The organism is Microcystis viridis FACHB-1342 (genome assembly GCF_014698335.1).
In the GTDB taxonomy this organism is placed as follows: Bacteria; Cyanobacteriota; Cyanobacteriia; order Cyanobacteriales; family Microcystaceae; genus Microcystis; species Microcystis ichthyoblabe_A.
In genome coordinates this window covers 1-19,463 of the sequence record NZ_JACJSV010000001.1, presented here as the reverse complement: position 1 = coordinate 19,463, position 19,463 = coordinate 1, and the positions used below count along the sequence as shown (strand labels likewise).

Here is a 19,463-nt window from a genome sequence, read left to right as displayed (position 1 = left end):
TCATTCAAGCCAAGTTTTTGGGGGGTAGAACCCCCCAAACCCCCCGCGCATTAGTTTTTCGGTGGGATGCTTACACGCGGTTGTTCATACACTTGTACTAATTCAAGAATCACCGATAGAGCAGTTATCTTAATGGTGAGGTGGGAAGTTTTCGTTTTGGGGAGTCAGTCGCGGAATTAGGTTAGACTTCATCTTTAGGGAAACGCTGTAAGTATCCAGACAGAATTAATTACACATATTTTTCCGTCCCCTCTACTTAGGGTTTTTTTCGGGGAATTCCTCGCAGGGTTAAAACATCATCGAGGGTGGAACAATGGTTTTTTAAACCAAAATCAGCAGGAGTATAGGTTTTAATGTGGGTGAAGTGGCGATAATTCATCGCAAAACGGTCCCATGCTTCCATCTGCAAGTTAAAAACTTTGATAAAAAAGTTAGCAATGGTTAAAGATAAAGGAATGCGAAAATAGATTTTTTTGTTTAAATAAGTACAGATTTCCTCCACTGCTTGGTTAGCTGTTGTGCGTTGATTGCCTAGGACAATTTTGCTTTCTGGTGCGGGATTTTCGATTAAATAATTCACCACTTGAGCTATATCTTTGGCATGGATAAAATGAAAACTGCCATCAGCTTGAAACCAACGCACTAAACCGATATATTTCAACACATCCGGTAAACCCCCATAGATATGAGAATAGGGTTTATTTTCGTCACCACCTAAGACAAAAGTGGGGTATAAAGTGATAATTTTATCGGCGATTTCTAGGTGAGCAAATTTACTATAACAAATATATTTAGTGCGGATATAATTAGTTCCTATTTCCCCAGCTTCGGGCAAAGGTTGATTATTTTGATTGAGAATGCTGGCAGTGGAAAAGTAGAGGACTTTCTCGCAGATTTGAGCATCTAAATAACTAATTAATTCTAGGGTTTTTACCACATTAATTTGATAACTTTCCTCCTCTCCTCCCCAACTGGTAGCGATTAAAACCGCTATATTCATTGTTTTTAAAAGCTCGGCATATACCCCAATATTTTGCATATCGCCTAAAAGTATATGAACATTTGATCGCCCTTGATAAGTAAATTTTAACTTCTCTGGATTACGAACTAAAAAATATAATTCATAGTCGGGATTTTCCAGTAAAATCTCGGCGATATAATGCCCAATACAGCCACTCACACCCGTTAGAAATATCTTTTTCATTATTTTAATTGATACGGCAGAATTTAGGGGACAGTGTGAAAGTCAAAAGGGTGTTGGGGTGTTGGGGTTTTAGGGTTTTAGGGTTTTAGTTGAATTCCCCCATTTCCCCATTTCCCCACCCCATGTTCCCTAGTCCTGATAACTAAATTGTTTAGCAGTTTCAAAGAAGAAACGCACGTTATCTTCAGGAGTTCCCACCAAAACACCATGACCTAAATTAAGAATATGACCTTGATTACCTGCTTTACGAATAGTATCAATAATCCGCTCGCGAATAAAAGACTGGGAACCGAATAAAACCCCCGGATCGATATTACCTTGAACCATCATCGATTTACCTAAACGCTGTCTCGCTTCGGCCAGATCCACGGTCCAATCGACGCTAATAATATCAACCCCCGATTTACCCATTCTTTCCAAAACGCCGGCGCTGCCACTAATGTAGAGAATTAACGGTGTATCGGGATGGGTTTCTTTCACCAAACGAACTACTTTTTGTTGATAGGGTAAGGCAAAAACATCGTAATCTTGGGGAGTTAATTGACCCGCCCAAGAGTCGAACATTTGTACCACTTGCGCCCCACAATCAATTTGATAACGGACATAGGTGGCAATCATATCCGCTAATTTATCTAAAAATTGGTGCAGTACCGAGGGTTCCGAAAAAGCCATCCCTTTAATCACAGAATAACTTTTAGAACCTTTCCCTTCCACTGCATAGGCTGCTAAAGTCCAAGGCGCTCCGACAAAACCGAGGACAGTGGATTTATTTCCCACCTCTTGACGCAGGGTTTTTAAAATCGTTTTGATAAAAGGTAAAGACTGATCGGGATCGAGGGGATTAAGTTGGTCCACCTGCGCTTGAGTACGAATGGGAGAATCGATAATCGGCCCCTTACTTTCGATAATATCAAAGGGAATACCAATTCCCGCTAGGGGAGTGAGGATATCGGAGAACATGATCACCCCATCCGGTTGAAAAGCACGCCAAGGTTGCAGGGAGATTTCGATCGCTAAATCGGCATTTTCCGATCTTTCCCGAAAACTGGGGTATTTATCCCGCAATTCCCGATAAATCTGCATATAACGTCCTGCTTGTCTCATCATCCACACGGGAGGACGGGGTAAGATTTCTCCTTTGGCAGCGCGTAATAAATAAGGTATTTCAGGGGAGTCAGTCATATCAGGATGATTATTCTATTGCCTTTTCTACGGTATCATCCCCCGTACAGCTAATTTTTCTGGTTTTTCCTTAAGAATTGTTAACGAAAATTATTCCCCACCCTGGGACGAACTCGACGCAATCGTAAAGCATTCGTCACCACGGAAAGGGAACTTAAAGCCATGGCAGCACCGGCAATAATCGGATTGAGCAGAAAAGGATAGAGGACTCCGGCAGCGATGGGAATGGCAATCAGGTTATAAATAAAAGCAAAAAAGAGATTTTCTTTGATATTTCGCATTGTTGCCCGACTTAACTCAATAGCAGTCACAATTCCCTCTAAATCTCCCGAAATTAAGGTTATATCACTGGCGGCGATCGCTACATCGGTCCCCGTGCCAATGGCAATACCTAAGTCCGCTTGCGCCAATGCGATCGCATCATTGATACCATCGCCAACCATGGCGACAATTTTCCCTTTTTTCTGCAAATATTCAATTTTTTCGGCTTTTTGTTCGGGACGGAGTGCGGCAAAAAAGCGCCAGATACCCAACTCTCTGGCGATCGCTTCTGCGGTTTCGAGGTTGTCCCCCGTCATCATCATCACCTCTAAGCCCATTTTTTTGAGCTTGGCGACCACTAAGGAAGAAAAAGGTTTTAAAACGTCGGAAATGGCGATCACCCCCTCTAAACGCCCGTTAACCGCTATCCAAGCCACGGTTTTTTTCTGCCATTCCCAATCGTGGGCGACTTTTTTAAGAACTTTTGTTTCGATCCCTTGACTTTCTAACCATTGTTGTGTCCCGATTTGCACGAAATCTGACCCGACTTTTCCCTGCACTCCTGACCCAGTTATTGAGTCAAATTCGCTTACTTCTAGGGTTTTAATCTGGTTTAACTGCCCATATCTAACTATTGCTTCTCCTAGCGGGTGTTCAGAATGATTCTCCACCGATACGACTAACTGCAGCAGCGATAATTCCCGTCCATCCCTCACCCCCTCGCGAGTCAAGAAGTCCGTCACCGTTGGTTTCCCCTGGGTGAGAGTTCCCGTTTTATCGAGAACAATAGTAGTAATACCCTGGGCCAATTCTAAACTTTCGGCATTTTTAATTAAAATTCCCTGTTTTGCTCCCTGTCCTGTTCCCACCATAATCGAGGTGGGTGTAGCTAATCCTAGCGCACAGGGACAAGCGATAATTAGGACTTCCACCATTGTAATCAAAGCGAGGGTGAGATTACCCGTGCGGAGAATCCAAAATAGGAAAGTTATTACGGCAATAATCATCACCACCGGCACAAAATAAGCAGTCACTCGATCAACTAATCTTTGTATAGGTGCTTTTGATGCTTGCGCGGTTTGCACTAATCGGACAATCTGAGCTAAAACCGTATCTTTTCCCACCCGTAACGCTTGCATTTGTAGGCTACCGGTTTTATTAATTGTCGCCCCGATTACCTGTTGATTGACGGTTTTTCGCACGGGTAAACTTTCCCCTGTCACCATCGATTCATCAATGCTAGAACTGCCTTGGATAATTATGCCATCGACGGGAATTTTTTCCCCCGGACGCACTAAAATTATATCTCCTACTTTCACCTCTTCTATTGGTATATCTAGCGTCTGTTCTTCCCTAATTACCCTAGCAGTTTTTGCCTGTAATCCCATTAATTGTTTAATAGCGGCGGCCGTTTCTTTTCTGGCACGTTTTTCGAGGAAACGACCGAGTAAAATCAGAGTAATGACGATAGCTGATGCTTCGTAATAGACATGGGAATTAAACCCCTGTTTTTCGATAAAATCGCTCCCGAAGGTTAAAAACAGGGAATAAAAATAGGCGGCACTGGTTCCCAAAACTACTAAAGTGTCCATGGTGGCAGTGCGATTTTTAAAGGCTTTCCAAGCATTTTTATAAAAACTTTGACCACACCAAAATTGGACGGGAGTAGCGAGAATTAATTGTAATAAGGGAGCGTGTAACCAGTGGGGAATAAAAGATAGAGATAAACCCGTCATCATCGGCAAAGAACCGATAAAAAGTATAATGCTAATAACAATAGCGATCGATAGTTTAGTGAGAAGTTCTTTTTCTGGCCTGGATTCGAGATTAATTTCCGTTATCGGTGTAGCTTGGAAACCGGCATCCCTAACTTTTGCTTGAATAGTGTTAAGATCGGTACGCTTGGGATCATAGTCCACATCCACCTGTTCCATGCCAAAATTAACTTGACATCGAATCACTCCGGGGATAGATTTAATTATCCGTTCGATCGAATCAGCACAACCAGCGCAACTCATCCCGGCGAGTTTGAGAGTTTGATGGGTCATAATGTTAATAGCAGCGGAAGTCAGCAAGAAAATCCCCTGCAGCAGAGTTATATCTTTAGCATAAAATATTCCCCTAGCTGCCGGGTCAAGAATCCTTTGTTAATTTTTCTGAATAGATATGAAGAAATGTCAAAAAGAGTGCTTGTATTTTCCTAACACACCCTTAATTTTTATGGACAAATTTCAATTAGGGCTTGCTGAATAAATCTAAAAACCTTGTTGGGTAAGACTTTTAGACTTTTTGTCAATCAAAAAGTACCGGATATGCGAGTGATCGGGGGGAAAATTCCTGGACTTTTTCCCTGAAAATTAGGTAATTGACCCCCTCAAAATCGGTAAAACCCTACACCCCACACCCCACACCCCACACCCCACACCCCACACCCTGCCCCCAGGAAAAACTTTTTGCCGCAAACCCTAATTAACCCCACTCTGTTGCGTATCTTGACCCTGCACAGCATCGGCAGCAGAAACACCATCACCCTGAAAACCAAAATACCATAAAGTAGCGGCAGCTTCAGCGCGAGTTACTGGTCTTTTTGGCTGAAATAGGGTAGTAAAACCAAAAACTCGCCGAATATTGGCTTGTTCGGCATTTTGAAAATCGGCATAAAGAGCGCGCACCAGCTGCGGGTTAATTTTATTGGTATCCTGAAAACCCCAAGTATTTTTAATCGTATCAAGATTGGCACTCGGTAAAGCTTTTCTAATATCTAATGGCACTTTCCACGCGATTAAATCTTCCCGGGTTAAAGGAGCATTGGGACGGAATAAAAGGGCGCTACTATCTCCCGTTAAAGGAGAGGGAATTAACCCCGCTTCCGCTAATCCTTGAATATAAATATAATCGGGATCGTTATTTTTAACATCACTAAAAGCTGGGGAACTATTGGGAGTAGCTAAACGGATTTGTTTACCCGCTACATTGGCATAAATGGCATTATTAGCCTGTAACAACCAGCGAGCAAATTCTCGGCGCGTTATGGTATTATTAGGGTTAAACTGATTATTATTACCTGTTAATACTCCTAATTTAGCTAAGTCTTGAATGTGGCTCTTTAAGGGATTAGGTAAGGATTCGAGATCGTTAAAACTGGTGGGATTAAGATTTGGCAATGGGGAAGAAATAGGGGAGGGACTAGGGGAGGGACTAGGAGAAGCAATCGGGGTTCCTATTGGACGATAATCGAGGCTATATTCGGTATTGGGAGAAGTGGCAGTTATGGTGATAGTTAACTCTAAATTATCTCGACGGGCCGTTAGGGTACTATTAACTCCTTCCCCAGAAAAGGGAGTGATAATTTCCCAATTATTATTAACTAATTCCTGTTGATAAAAAGCCTCGATCGCATTGCTGGGATCATTGGATTGCCAACGGGTTTGTCCACCAGTATTATCAGGATTTGTCTGCACGGATAATAATTCTGATTGACTATATCGAGGAATTTCTGCGGGAAAATTTGCGGGTAATTGCTGGTTATTAGGAGAGTTTTCTGGTATGGGATTTGTTTGTAGATTAGGATCGGCAGCCAGACGATTTTCTAGGGCAGGATTGCCACTACAGGCTGCTAAAATGCCCAGCAGAGTGATAATTGTACTGTAGCGAATAAACTTACTCACGGTCTTTACCAATATTGTTTCCTTAGCTTTATCCTAGCCTATTTACTCAGGTTTTTGACTAGGAAAAATTTTGCGCCACCATTGACGTAATTTCCCCAGCAGAAATCCTCCTAACCCTTTTGTGTATTTTTCAAATTTGTAGTAAAATAAAAAGTCGATTATATCCTGGGTGGAAAGGTGCTTGAGATAGGATAATCCTTGATCAATACGCGCATCACTATATTTTAAATAAACTTTGCGACTGAGGCGAGCAGATAAATTCCATTTGGGTTGAAAATATTCTTGCATCCTCCGTTGATAAGCGGCAAAATTACTCGATTTTCCCTGTAAATATTCTTCCATGTATTGACAAGCAATTTCGGCTCCTTTCATAGCATGGCGAATACCTTCCCCTCCTAAAGCATTAATAGTTGAAACTGCATCACCTATGGCGATAATATTTGGTTTTTTATAGTAAATATCTTGCAGTCCAGAGGAATATTCCACGATGGAACCGTGTTGCTCTACTAGATCATAATTATCTAAGTTCATGTAGTCTTTTATTATCTCGATAATATAACTTTTTAAAGGCTTAACTTCAGAAATATAAGGATGTTCTCCCTCTAACCAAGCGGCTCCTATTTTTAATTGCTGATTATCCATAGGAAAAATCCAGCCATAACCTTTAGGACTCCATTTATGACCGATAAAAAATACTAAATTATCTTGATATTTTTGAAATCTACTTCTGGCACAGCAATTAAATATTCAATACCTACCCCCTTTAAAAAATCAGGTTTTTCTCGTCTATATTTATACATAACTGCTCTAGCGTATCCGGTAGCATCAACCAATAAACGAGTAGTAACTGTCTCGATTTCCTCGCCTTTTGATTTCAAGAAAACAGTTAGCTGATTCTCCGTTTGTTCATATTTCAGATAACGACAACCTAAACGAACTTCTACCCCCCAACGCAGCACTTCTGCGGCTAAAAACTCTCGCAACTTGGCAAAATCAAAAACTACCCCTAAAGGTTGCGGTGATGACCAAAAATGATGTATGCTAGTGGAGATAATTTCGATATTTTTCCAAAACCTAGCCACCACGGTTTCGGGGAGATTGAATTGTTCTAAAATTTCTAGGGGAGAAGCGGCACTAGAAAAGTTATTATCTTGCCAACTAGAATGTTGTTCCACTAAAAGCACACGATAACCTTTTTCACTTAATAATCTACCACAGTGACCTCCCGCCGGTCCGCCCCCAATAATTACGACATCATAATCCATGATTTACTCCCTCGCCTAATCTTACTAACTTGCTTCTATTTTACCCTAATTTGCCCTCTGTTAAACCCCAAACTTATGAAGCTGTTGTGCATCTAAATTTGATACTCTTTTTAACCTGTTCCCTATTCCCTCATCAAAATGCGGACTAACTTATGACATTTTTATTATTATTAGTTACTTTCCTATCGCTGATAATTTGGTTATATTTAATCTTAGCCAGGGGACAATTTTGGCTATCTAACCAAAAAATTAATCCTGTCACTTCTCCTTTAAAAAATTATCCAAAAGTCTCGGCAATTATCCCCGCACGAAACGAAGCCGACGTTTTACCCATCAGTTTAGCTTCCCTCTTTAAACAAGATTATCAAGGCGAATTTTCCATTATTTTAATTGACGATCAAAGCAGTGATGGCACTGGAAAAGTTGCTCAAGAAATTGCTGATCAATCTCATAAATCTGGACAAATAACTATTATTTCTGGACAACCTTTAGAGATAGGATGGACGGGTAAATTATGGGCAATGAAACAGGGAATAAAAGAGGCTACCGAGAAATTTGCACCCGATTATTTTCTCTTCACCGATGCTGATATTGCCCACGCAGCAGATAATTTAACCCAATTAGTTACTAAAGCAGTACAGGAAAAACAAGCTTTAGTTTCCCTGATGGTGTTGCTACGCTGTGACAGTTTTTGGGAAAAGTTTCTTATTCCTGCCTTTGTTTTTTTCTTCGAGAAACTCTATCCTTTTCCCCTAGTTAATAATCCTAATTCCCCGATAGCAGCCGCCGCCGGGGGTTGCATTTTAATTCGCCGAGATATCCTAGAAAAAATTGGCGGTATTGAGATTCTTAAACAAGCTTTAATTGATGATTGTTCTTTGGCGATTGCGGTTAAAAAATATCTGCAAAATCACCCCGAAAATACCGAGAATTCCATCTGGTTAGGATTAACAGAAAGCACCTATAGTCTCCGTCCCTATCCGGATTTAGCCAGCATTTGGAATATGGTAGCCCGCACCGCATTTACGCAACTAAATTACTCAACACTTTGGTTAATCGGCACAATTTTCGGGATGTTTTTAACCTATTTAGTCGCCCCCTTGGGCTTAATCTGGGGATTGGTCTTAAAAGAAACATCAATTATCATAATTAGCACCGTCACTTTATTACTAATCGCCCTTTCCTATAGCCCGACTTTAAGACTATATAAATTATCCCCCCTGCGGGCTTTAACTTTACCCCTAATTGCCCTCTTTTATAGTTTAATGACTGTGGATTCTGCCCTGCGTTATTGGCGCGGCCAAGGGGGAGGTTGGAAAGGGCGAGTTTATCCTAATTAGCTGGTTATAATTAAATTAAAAATGGATTTTAGGTTTGATCCCCCCTGCCCCCTTGATAAGGGGGGTGCCGATCCCCCCTTAGTCCCCCCTTAATAAGGGGGGCGGGGTGATCTGAAAGTTTTTAATACTTATCTACTTAATTAGAGATTGCTGAAAAAGTAGGGGCGAAGCATTTGGGCATAACCTATCGCTGAAACCGTAGATTTCCTATCTGAATGCTTCGCCCGCTTGCAACAAGGAAATAATTCATAATTTTAAGGAAGTCCCAGACAATAAAACGCCCCCCAGTAACGATAATCCTGAAAAGGCACTGCGTCGGGAGCAAAATTGCCAAGCCACTTGATCAATTCGCCGATTTTCTGATAATTAGCCCCAGCAGCATTGACGTTGGGATCCTTAGTTTGGCGCATTTGTTGCCAAGTCTGATAAGCCTGCTGATAATCGACTGTCAAACGGTCCCGCCAGTCTTTTTGGCAAGTCTCCCGCAGCGCTTGACGAGCCTGATGTAGAGCCGTTAAACGTTCCTCTCCCGCCCGCCTGGCGCGATGGTACTCCCGGGAAAACAGCGCCGTCGCTAGATCAGCCACCGCCCAATGACTACTAATCACAGCACGAGCGCCCCCCAACAGAAAGCCTGTACCCAAGCTGAGGGGTTCGTCCAGTAATTCCCGTCGCAGGTTTCCCTCTTCATCTCGGAAACCGGCAAAACTGAGACCAGTTTCACAACAGGAGAGAAACACTTCCGACAATTCGGGGAAACGCCACAGGGGACTAAGTAAATCCCGGAGGGTGACTTTTTGCTCCCCGTCTAGGACGAGGTGGGAGTTGAGGGGATCATCGGCGCGGCTGGTGGCGTGGTGGCTGGAGAGCAAAGCCTGTACTTGTTTGAGCAATTGCAGATAAGAGTCGGGGGTGACTGTGCGCCCCTGCAGCCGCCGTTGGCGAGGCACGTTCCAGGTTTGGGCGACCCACTCACACTCTAGGGGAGTATAGGGCAAATCCTCTGCGACTGATTTGTTCAAAGTTTTGTCTTTGTTCGACTGTCAGATGAACTTTATCTCGCCTACCTCTTCCCATGATTGATCTCCTTAGTTGAGCTTATCTATTACACTATTTTAGCTGTGTGAATTCACCAGTATATTTATATGAGAAAAGTTTAGGTATAGACATTTAACGCAAAATAGAACTGATTTCGCCTTGACAGATAAAAGCACCCCAATAATAAGGATCTGGATATTTTTTTCTCATTTCTAACTGAGCATTGCGTAAAGCTTCTCCACGTCTTTCACCCCACAACAGACGACGATAAAATTCTGTCATTAATTCTTGTGTCTGTTGATCGGGAACTTTCCAGAGACTCATGACCAGTGTTTTTGCTCCTGCTAAGACAAAGGCTCGTCTCAACCCAAAAACTCCTTCTCCTGTCTTAACATCTCCTAACCCTGTTTCACAAGCTGAAAGAACCACTAATTCTGTTTCTGAAAGGTCTAGGTTAGAAACTTCCTCAGCCGTTAGAATTCCATTGCCAACTTCTGAAGGAGGACGAAACTGTTTCTGTTTCCAATTAGCTCCTGCAAAGGCTAAACCTGAACGTAATAAAGGATTTTCTTGTTGAGTAATTGGCGATTTACCTGCACTCAATAATTGTTCTTGATGAAATATTTCTGGTTTATCTTCTACAAAAAAACCATGAGTTGCAATATGTAAAATTAGGGGAGAGGTAATAGATTCTAGTTTTTCTTTGACTGCTTTTTCTGCTAACCAAGGCTCTACACCTAGCAAAGAAGCAATTTCAATTCCTTCTTGACGAGTTCCATCTAGTCTTTTAAATTCTAGCTTCTCTAAATCCAAATCACGAGATTGTCTTCCAGAAGAATTTAGTTCTTTATCTATTGCCAATGAATGTTGACCTAAACCATAATCAAAGTCTGGATCAGCTATGACGATTGCATCTGTGGCTTGTCTATCAGTTTTAAAGCCAAAACGCAGAATATCTTTACTCGAACTTAGATAACTAATAGAATAATTGTCAATTAATCGTTGACCATTATCTGTTGGTAAAATTTCAAAAGGTAAGCGCGTTAGGTCTCCATCAGGTGAGATAAATATATGTTGACAATCTCCAAGATTTTTTACTAAAGGATCAAAGACAGCTTTACGCAAAGCAATTCCACTTTCTCTGCTATTTTGCTTTTTCTTATCGTTTTTTTGAGAAGAAATAACCTCTAAGTTACGTTCTTCATATTCTCCTATAATTGAAGACCTAAAGTTGGCAATCATCTTGTTAATTCGATCTCTTCCTCCTATTTCAATCATCTGAACATTCTCAGGATTTTCCGATGATAAAACAAACGCTACATAACGAAAGTAGGGTTGATATTCTAAAAGCATTTGAGGATTATCAGAATATTCTTCTCTGACTTCCTTCGCTTCTATTGAATCATATAACACGGTAAATTCAACCAAAGCATAATTTTTGGGAAGAGCTTTGCTAATTGTTGTTAAAGTTACATTTTTGAGTTTTAATTTTAAATTTAACTCTGGAATCTCAACAGCTAACTGTTGTTCTAATTTTTCTTTTTCTTGATAAGATAGCTCTAAAGTCTTCTCAAAATCAGCTATAGTTTCTAATGGTGCAAGACCATTAATTTCTTTATGAGCAATTTGTTTGCGGAGTAATCTAAGTTGCTCAAGTTGGGGTTGCAATCTTGAATATTTCTTTTCTAAAAGTTTATCTTTCTGAGCTGCTAGAATTTCTGCACTGATTCCTTTAGCCTGTAAAATAATTTCAAAGAGTGTCTTAATCTCTGAGATATCTCCAAGCAAAAAACGATTGATAATACTAAATCTAAGATATACACAACCTTTAAGAACCGGAATCCAACAATCTAGCCTTACTCTCTCATTACTTATAGAAATCATTAGCCAAGCAAGTTGCTCAAACTTTTTTTGACTCTCTTTAAGCTTGTTAAGAGCTACATCTGCATTGCCTTTCGTTATTTCTAGCCATGTTTGATTTAAAGCAAGCAAATATTTAGGCGATAAAAACGAATCGAAAGAGAATATTGAAACTAAATTGTTACAGATTTCCTCTGCTGCTTGATATTTAATTTCTGCATCTTCATACCTTTTTAAACCATAGTAGAGCCAACCTAATTTATTTAAGGCTTGAGCATATAGAGATAATCGAGACTGAAAACTATAACTATCTATAGAGGTAGTTTTAGTTGATATTTCTAACACATCCTTTGCTTTAGAAAAGTTTGTAGTAATTATTGATTCTGCCTCCTCATTAAGACCCTGTAACTCTGCATAAGCTAGAGCTTTGTTTATAAGACATTCGGCGTATCCTGTACGATATCTTTCTGACATAGATTGTTGTTTTTTGAAAATCATTTTGCTGTCAGAAAGCTTGCTCGGCTCACCAAATAAATTGATGTTTAATTCGGCAATATTTGAGTGATTAATTTTTTCATAAAAACTGAGAGCTTTATCATAGTTTTCTATGGCTTCTTGATAAAATTCGGCTATTTTTTTTGATGGATAAATCATTCCATCTGCAACATGAAAAGACAAATTAATATGTGAAATTTGATTCAATTTTAACTCAGCTATCATTACATACAATTCAGCAAGAATAACGATTTTAATTGCCTCTGAAAACAATAATTTAGTTTTAGATATTTTTTGTATAAATCTAGAAATTTTTTGATATTGTTTCTCAATTAATGAAGCATTTTCTCCGATAGAAGCCAAGTTATTTTTGAATTGTATCCAACTCAAAAATTGTGAAAATAACTGAACTTTCAAACGATATTCAAAATATGCTATATCCCAGTAACAATTAAGAATATGAACAAGTAGGAAAGTTGGTATAAGAACGATCAACATATATAGTTCGCTAATAGTTTCATTCTCATCTAGATAAGGGTAAATACATGGAAGAATTAATGTTAAAGCTATAATTATTTCCTTAAAACTCATTATAAAAGGATTGCATAAAATATTTTTTAATAAATTATTTTTGGAGTGCGTTAAAGTTTCTTCAATCTCATTTTCAACTTTTATTGTTTCTTTGTTGAAGATCAATCTTAGACAATCATCTATATTATTAAGGGTTATATAATGACCAATTAAGCTCGAAATAACAGCGAATTTAACAAAGAGAGACAACCATTTATTGTTAGATGCTTTCTGAACCACATGAAGTGTTTCTTCTAAATACTGTTTTCCATACAATTCATTATTTCTCAAAATATAAAAATTAGCTAAATCCAATCTTTTTTCTATATATAATAAGAATTTTAATATATCTTTACGATAACCTAAACTACTTTTAGTATAATTATTCAAGGCTTCTTCTAATCTCCTTACATCTATACTATCTTGTTCTCCAATTTCTTGATAAACAGTAGCTAAGTTAAAAATAAATGTCGATGTATTATAATGCTTTTGGCCATAAACCCACTTACACCGCTCAATGTTACTGTTGGTCACTTTAAGGGCTTGCAGATATTCACCTCTTGACCAATGAAACTCCCCTTTGGCTTCAAACATACCTATATATAAGTAAACAAGCACCTGTAAAACAACAAATGGGACACTCATCATTATCAGAATAGAATAATTCCCATGGAATCCAGTATAAATATCATACCAATTTCGAGATAACCAGCCTATGATTTGATAGTAACATAAGAGAAGAGAAAAGGGAATCAACCCTAAATTAAAAATTGATGATAAATTAAGTAAGCTATTTATTTTTTTTGTTAGAACAACCTCTCTAAATCTTGGGATGAGTTCAACAGAATGAACAATAAAAACTAAAATCCCAGCTACCAACAAAATGGCATGAGATATTGAAAAACTTTCAGCAAAAATCGAGATCAGCCCACATACAGCTATCCCAATAATTCCACCTATATTTAACCAAAACTTAGGAATCATTTTTTTATGTAACGGATTTAATCCGTCAGTAGTGTTGAATTAAAAAAGGCTTTTTAGCCACCTGAAAAATCTGGCTTCCTATCAAAATGTATTATAATGATACATTTTACAGACAAAACCCAAGAGAGCCATTATGTGGATGCTATTATATTCAACTTCTCCAAAATTGTCAAGGAGCTACCTCGACCTGTAAGGATTCAGATGCCTCAAACAGTCACAGAGGGGCTTATAAAATCTCAGAACTTGCCAAATTCACAGTTTCCTTCTCAATAAGCACGAAAATTAAAACTTTCAGCGTTTCGATCATGCGAATTTCCAGAGAAGGATAATTTTGCTATAATTCAACCAAATTATGACACAGCATGGGCTTGACTGATTTTTGATTTTTGTAGGACCTGACCCTTATCGAACTTTTTTGATCGAATGCTCCATGCTCCAAAAAGCCTGTGACGTAAATATCTTAAACAGCCTGTCCCTCTGTCAAGATTTGATTTTATAATTGCCAAAGACCAAGAGAGCCTTGCAAACCTTACTATGACAGATTCAAGACAAAAATCTCCACAATTATATGGGCTACTTATCGGAATTGACCACTATCTGCCCAATCAACTCCCAGATGGAAGCTTATATCAGAACTTAAAAGGATGTGTCCGAGATATTAATCAGGTAGAAGCGTTTCTTCAACACAAGCTTAAATTACCGTCTGACAATATACTCAAGCTTACTGCTTCTCAGGACACATTTAATAACCCTATTGAACCACCAGAACAGTTACCCACTTATGAAAATATAGTAGCCAAATTTCAGCAGCTTGCTAACATAGCACAACAGGGGGACAGCGTCTATATTCACTACTCAGGACATGGAGGACGCGCCACTACCCTCTATCCAGAGGTTAAAGGAAAAGATGGTATTGATGAAGCTCTAGTGCCTACTAATATTGGCAATCCTAACACCCGATACATTCGGGATATTGAACTAGCTTTTCTACTGGAAAATTTAGTCAATCGCCAACTTATTGTTACACTTGTCCTAGATTGCTGTCATTCAGGAGGGGCTACTAGAGGAAATCAAACAGAAATTCGAGGAATTAACGCAATTGATACGACCATTCGATCCAGTGAGAGTTTAGTTGCGTCTAGAGAAGAATTAATCACCGCTTGGCAAAAACTCAGCCCAACACCTACCCGAAACCTTGCCGCCAATGGTGGAATGTTACCTGATGCAAAGGGATATGTTTTACTTGCAGCTTGTCGTCCCTCTGAGTCTGCTTATGAGTATGCCTTTGAGGAAAATAAACGTAATGGAGTCTTGACTTATTGGTTATTAAAGTTTTTAGATCATCCCAATCCAGAGTTAACCTACAAAGTTCTTTATGACTATCTTTTAGCAAAAATTAACAGCCAGTTTTCCAAACAAACACCGATGTTACTTGGCGAGGGAACCCGCTTAGTATTTGGATATGAAAAACGACCTATACATCAAGCTGTTACCATAATGGAGGTGAAGGAGGAACAACAACAAATTAAAATTAATGGAGGACAAGTACATGGGTTAGTTCAGGGTTCTCAGTTAGCTGTTTATCCGTCAGGAACAGATTTTACTAGCATTGAAAAACGATTAGCGATCGCTGATATTACCAGTTTGGGAGCAACATCCTCTTGGGCTATAATTAAGCCTCTATCTGAGCAACCACAACAGCTAAGACAAATCACTCAGGGAGATCAAGCGGTTCTTCTCAATCCTAACTCTATTAGCCTAGTCCGAAAAGTTCGCTTACTTTTTTTAGAATCTTACCATTTTTCAAGTATCAATTTCAAACCATTTTTAGAAACGATTAATCAAAAAATAGCTGAAACCAATTGGTTAGATTTAGTTTTACAGAATGAAAATGCTCATTATCAAATAGTTATCAATCAATCAGGAGAATATGAAATCTGGGACTCAGGAACAGAAAAAATTAATCTAAGACCTGTTCTAAAGTTTAATGATCATAATGCTACGACTACCCTCATTAATCGTCTCATTCACTTAGCAAAATATCAAGGAATTTACGAACTGAATAATTATGATTCACTCAATCCTTTAAAAAAAGCTTTACAAGTCGATTTATTTGAAATTCCTCCCGATTTTCAACCAGGAATCCGTCCTGACTTACATAATCCTTGTGATATGTTAAACATAAAGGTTAATGAACAGTTTATTGTGAGGATTAAAAATAATTCATCGAAACGTCTCAATGTTACTCTATTAGTCTTACAGCCAGATTGGAGTATTTCTCAAATATATCCATCTGATGAAGTTAGCTCATTTGAAGAATTTGAACCAGGACAAGAAGATATTATTACACTTCAAACCAGTCTTCCTGAAGGATTTAAGCAAGGTGTAGATATTATTAAAGCTTTTGCGACTATTGATCCGACTAATTTTCGTTGGTTAGAATTACCTTGTTTAGATCAGCCACATTTTTCTAAGCAATTGAGAAATTTAGAAGAAGCTAAAAACCCCTTGGAAGTATTACTAACTACTATTAATGAAAATGGTAGCTCTATTCGTAATTTAAAACCGGCTAATTATCCTAGTCAAAAATGGATAACAACACAAAAAAAAGTGACGGTGATTAGGGATTAAAGATTAGATATTAAAGTTAAATTAATGATAGATGTGGTGCGTTACGACGGATTGTTAGATGATTTAGTAGGGGCGAAGCATTCGGACAATAACCTATTACTGAAACCCTAGATTTCCTATCCGAATGCTTCGCCCGTACCCCGAATTTTTCTCTAGCAAACTCAATTGGGGATGGGGGGTGAGTGCGATCATGGATTTTAAGCTATAATCAAAGATATTGATTTATCCCATGAAGTAACAATGTTATCGATTAATCTAGATCGAGAAACCGAGAGCTATCTAGCAGACATCATTTCCGAAGAGAATATTAGCTCAGAAGAACTTCTGAAAAAACTCATTTACGAACATTGGCAAAGCTTAAAACCGCGTAAAACTTTATTACAACGCCGGGGAGGTCATCCTCAGCATCTTTTAGAAAATGCTCCACCTGATTTGTCATTGCGAGAAAACCGCAAAAAAGTAGTGGCAGAATATATACAAAACCATCATCAGCAAGATCATTTATGACAAATTATCCCCCAAAAATTATTACAGAATCAATCAACCAATTCTCTAACTTTAAACCAGGAACACGCTCAAATTCACGAGTATTTGCGGTAACAAGAGTCAAATCAAGCGCTAGAGAATGAGCAGCAATCAGTAAATCATTTGGACCGATTGGGGTTCCTGCTTGCTCCAAATGTTTACGAATTAGGGCATAGTGCTTATCTACAGTTGATTCTAATGGCAAAACTGTCAAGAACTCCAGGATGCGTTCTAGTTGCTGCACCAGACGGGAGGAACCACTTTTAACCACTCCAAATCTTAATTCACACGCCACAATGATGCTCGTACAAACGCTTTCTTCGCCGACATCCACAATATGCTGGAAAACCTGACCTTGGGGATACCTGATCAAATGTGATAGGATGTTAGTATCAAGCAGATATTGATAGGTCATTGGGTGGTACTAAAATGTAATGTCATCAAGGGGAAGCAACCCTTCATCTATATCAGGAAAATTGTCTGTAATGTCTGGCAAAGTAGTCAGCAAAGAAATTAGAGAACCGGAAGAAATCGGCTCAATGATTAAGCGATGACCTTCTTTGCGTAACAAAACCTCTGTGCTTGATAGGGCAAGTTCAGGAGGAATAGTTAAGACTTGCTCTTGTCCACTTGTTAGTAAAGAAACCTGACGTAAGTTTTGCATCTGTTGACCTCTTTTTTAATGATCACCTTACTATAATAGACGCTTCTAAGACAGAATATTCAGTATCTAAAACTTCTACTCCAAAGGTTTCAATATGAAAACGGAGTGCTGATTTCGCATCTTCTAGCACTTCTTGATATGATTCGCCTTCGCCAATGACAACACCTTCAATACCTAAAGGATAAGCAATATAGCCATCTGGGTGTTTTTCGACAATTATTTTAATACTTTTCATGATTATTTTTTAAATACATTTTCCCAATTCATCAAGCAAATCCATCGCCACCTCTAGCCAGTCCACCGCACCCTCTGAAGACGGCTCAGGCGTTGCTTCCTTTACCCCTTCCGGACGCGAGACTAAGGGTTTAAAATTCTCATGATTCTCGCTGGCCTTCTCTTCTAAAAACTCCTTTAATAGCGTCGGACGCTCATAGTCCTGCCGATAGTCCAATACCCAGTTTAACACTGTGATTACCTCCGATCGCTGTTCCACTGACCAGCCTTGTTTATCGATATACTGCGCCATGATTTGCTGACAGTTTTCCCACCGACGGTAAGCCTCCCACAGTGCCGATATAGGTTTCCTCATGGACAAAGACACCGCACCGCCTTCTGGGAAATCCTGACGCAGGTCCGAACTCAACAGAACCCCAGTTAACCAAGCTCCTCCTTCCCCTAACTCGACTAAAATATAGGCCAATGTTGCCGGATTTAGGTCAATTTCGACCCTAATTTGGCTTAAATCTAACAGTTCTTCACCAGAGTCTTGAGGAATCAATACAGCTTCCAGTTTACCTAGCTTGGGTAGTACCACTTGAGCATTATCAGCCGCCGCAGCATCTACCTCTATCCCATGCTCTTTTAGATAATCTGTCAGCACCGCCGCCGCTAAGGTGTTTTGGCGAAATTCCCCAAAGCTGGGATAGGGAACCCAAACAGAGTCGGCTAAATCTGTTTTAGGGTCTAAACCCGCAAGTTTAGCTAACTCAACCAGATCATCTGTATCTGCATTAGCAAGACGCAGGTACAGTTCTTCAACTTCTCGAATAAAATCTGCATCACTCATAACGTAATACCTGACGACTTAGATAGGGTTGGGTTTTATGCTTTAAAAATAACTTAGCTACTGCTAACTCAAATACGTTTAATTTGTGTCCAGAAATATCATCTTTAAATAAATTTTCTAAACCCGTAATCACAACCTGACGCATTTCATGAGTAAATGTCGCTTCAACGCTCCAGGGAACACCCGCAATTAACATTTTACCCAGGGAATCCGCTAATTCCCCAATCAAAACAGGCTCACCTGTCCTATTCTCGAACACCCACACAGGCTGATTATTTGCTCCCTTGTGACTAATTTGCGCTATTTTAAGCTGAAACTTATCCCCCTGGGACTTTTTTTGACGCTTTTCTCTAACTCCCTTTAAGTTTGCTTTCGATAAATCAGGAGTTATAGAGCCTTCTAGTTGAGACTTGCTTTCCTGTTCTCCTCCTAACTGACGTTCAATCTCCAACTCCCTTGCTAAAATCTTTTTCAACGCTTCATTTCTCAACTCAGAAGGCATTTGGCCATTCTCCAGTTTTAAGCGTAACTCTCCCCCCCGCAAACCAAACTTAACCCGTCCAAAGCGAAAATCAAGCCACTGCTGATTAAAAATAATCCGCACCGATAGGGACTTCCAGAGAATAAAATACCCAACAAAAAAATAGAAAAGTGTTTTTTTGAAAAAGTAATTATTTTTGTCTAGGAAAACAAAGAGTCTCCCATTACAA

Annotated in this window: 13 protein-coding genes and 2 pseudogenes; 3 read left to right on the top strand and 12 right to left on the bottom strand. The window is 39.3% G+C overall.

Annotated elements, in window-relative coordinates:
* Positions 1-256: 256 nt before the first annotated feature.
* From H6G40_RS00075 to H6G40_RS00055, 5 genes and pseudogenes are all read right to left on the bottom strand, one after another.
* Entirely contained in the window at positions 257-1,204 is a 948-nt protein-coding gene (locus H6G40_RS00075; protein ID WP_123231035.1) for an NAD-dependent epimerase/dehydratase family protein, read from the bottom strand.
* A 129-nt stretch (positions 1,205-1,333) separates the two neighbouring features.
* Positions 1,334-2,386, bottom strand: coding sequence for a uroporphyrinogen decarboxylase (gene hemE / locus H6G40_RS00070; protein ID WP_069474777.1), 1,053 nt, complete (start codon positions 2,384-2,386; stop codon positions 1,334-1,336).
* 80 nt (positions 2,387-2,466) lie between these two features.
* A complete protein-coding gene (locus tag H6G40_RS00065) occupies positions 2,467-4,695 on the bottom strand; it encodes a heavy metal translocating P-type ATPase (RefSeq protein WP_190537096.1) in 2,229 nt (742 codons plus the stop codon).
* A 417-nt stretch (positions 4,696-5,112) separates the two neighbouring features.
* Positions 5,113-6,327, bottom strand: coding sequence for an S-layer homology domain-containing protein (locus H6G40_RS00060; RefSeq protein ID WP_069474776.1), 1,215 nt, complete (start codon positions 6,325-6,327; stop codon positions 5,113-5,115).
* A 30-nt stretch (positions 6,328-6,357) separates the two neighbouring features.
* Positions 6,358-7,580: pseudogene (locus H6G40_RS00055) on the bottom strand (NAD(P)/FAD-dependent oxidoreductase).
* A gap of 152 nt (positions 7,581-7,732) precedes the next feature.
* Between H6G40_RS00055 and H6G40_RS00050 the strand changes: the two are divergent.
* The gene (locus H6G40_RS00050; protein WP_069474775.1) at positions 7,733-8,920 is read left to right on the top strand and encodes a glycosyltransferase; all 1,188 of its coding nucleotides are present in this window, start codon (positions 7,733-7,735) and stop codon (positions 8,918-8,920) included.
* 254 nt (positions 8,921-9,174) lie between these two features.
* Here the strand turns inward: H6G40_RS00050 and H6G40_RS00045 are convergent.
* Together H6G40_RS00045 and H6G40_RS00040 are read right to left on the bottom strand one after the other, a co-directional pair.
* A pseudogene (locus H6G40_RS00045) lies at positions 9,175-9,936 on the bottom strand (CHAT domain-containing protein); the annotation flags it as partial.
* Positions 9,937-10,090: 154 nt separating this feature from the next.
* Entirely contained in the window at positions 10,091-13,867 is a 3,777-nt protein-coding gene (locus H6G40_RS00040; RefSeq protein ID WP_069474774.1) for a CHAT domain-containing protein, read from the bottom strand.
* Positions 13,868-14,401: 534 nt separating this feature from the next.
* Between H6G40_RS00040 and H6G40_RS00035 the strand changes: the two genes are divergently transcribed.
* The gene (locus H6G40_RS00035) at positions 14,402-16,498 is read left to right on the top strand and encodes a caspase family protein (RefSeq protein WP_069474773.1); all 2,097 of its coding nucleotides are present in this window, start codon (positions 14,402-14,404) and stop codon (positions 16,496-16,498) included.
* Positions 16,499-16,738: 240 nt separating this feature from the next.
* Positions 16,739-17,005, top strand: a complete 267-nt coding sequence (locus H6G40_RS00030; RefSeq protein WP_002753235.1) for a hypothetical protein — start codon at positions 16,739-16,741, stop codon at positions 17,003-17,005.
* Between the two features lie 4 nt (positions 17,006-17,009).
* Here H6G40_RS00030 and H6G40_RS00025 read toward each other — a convergent pair whose 3' ends face one another.
* From H6G40_RS00025 to H6G40_RS00005, 5 genes are all read right to left on the bottom strand, one after another.
* Positions 17,010-17,438, bottom strand: a complete 429-nt coding sequence (locus H6G40_RS00025) for a type II toxin-antitoxin system VapC family toxin (protein ID WP_069474772.1) — start codon at positions 17,436-17,438, stop codon at positions 17,010-17,012.
* 9 nt (positions 17,439-17,447) lie between these two features.
* A complete protein-coding gene (locus tag H6G40_RS00020) occupies positions 17,448-17,687 on the bottom strand; it encodes an antitoxin (protein ID WP_002793069.1) in 240 nt (79 codons plus the stop codon).
* Positions 17,688-17,709: 22 nt separating this feature from the next.
* Complete coding sequence (locus tag H6G40_RS00015) at positions 17,710-17,922, bottom strand: type II toxin-antitoxin system HicB family antitoxin (RefSeq protein WP_002753241.1); 213 nt, start codon at positions 17,920-17,922, stop codon at positions 17,710-17,712.
* Between the two features lie 9 nt (positions 17,923-17,931).
* Positions 17,932-18,753 carry a hypothetical protein gene (locus tag H6G40_RS00010; RefSeq protein ID WP_069474771.1) on the bottom strand — a complete coding sequence of 274 codons (822 nt, stop codon included), beginning with the start codon at positions 18,751-18,753 and terminating at the stop codon, positions 17,932-17,934.
* Positions 18,746-19,463: hypothetical protein (locus H6G40_RS00005; protein WP_242028685.1), on the bottom strand; the 718-nt coding region annotated here is incomplete at its 5' end. The genes H6G40_RS00010 and H6G40_RS00005, both read right to left, overlap by 8 nt.